General features: G+C 48.4%; 1 protein-coding gene. It reads left to right on the forward strand.

Annotated elements, in window-relative coordinates:
* A partial coding sequence (locus R8N49_RS25925; protein ID WP_318190304.1) for a 3-hydroxyacyl-CoA dehydrogenase NAD-binding domain-containing protein occupies positions 1 to 865 on the forward strand: 865 nt, incomplete at both ends.

Raw genomic sequence — 865 nt, forward strand, 5'->3', positions numbered from 1 at the left:
TACTTCGTTAAACTCGCGAAATCAGAAGAAGCCAAAGCTCTGGTTGGTCTGTTCCTCAACGACCAATACATCAAAGGCATCGCGAAAAAAGCGGCGAAATCAGCAAGCAAAGACACTGAGCGAGCAGCGGTATTAGGTGCAGGCATCATGGGTGGTGGCATCGCTTACCAATCTGCGCTGAAAGGCGTGCCAGTATTGATGAAAGACATTGCCCAACCATCTCTCGATTTAGGTATGACCGAAGCGTCTAAACTGCTGAACAAACGCCTTGCTCAAGGTCGTATCGACGGCTTCAAGATGGCGGGAATTTTGGCATCAATTACCCCAAGCCTACATTACGCAGGCATCGAAAATTCAGATGTGATTGTTGAAGCCGTTGTAGAAAATCCAAAAGTAAAAGCAGCGGTACTGAGCGAAGTCGAATCGCACGTTGGTGAAGACACCGTTATTACATCAAACACATCGACGATTCCAATCAACCTATTGGCACAATCACTTAAACGCCCAGAAAACTTCTGTGGTATGCACTTCTTTAACCCTGTGCATCGCATGCCTTTGGTTGAAATCATCCGTGGTGAGAAAACTTCTGATGAAACCATCAACCGCGTAGTGGCTTACGCAGCGAAAATGGGTAAATCCCCAATCGTCGTGAACGACTGTCCGGGATTCTTCGTCAACCGCGTATTATTCCCGTACTTTGGCGGTTTCAGCATGTTGCTTCGTGATGGTGCAGACTTCACTAAAGTCGACAAAGTCATGGAACGCAAATTTGGCTGGCCGATGGGCCCGGCGTACTTGCTTGATGTAGTCGGCATCGATACTGCGCACCACGCACAAGCGGTGATGGCAGAAGGTTTCCCTGAGC

The organism is Vibrio sp. 1978, from assembly GCF_033344345.1.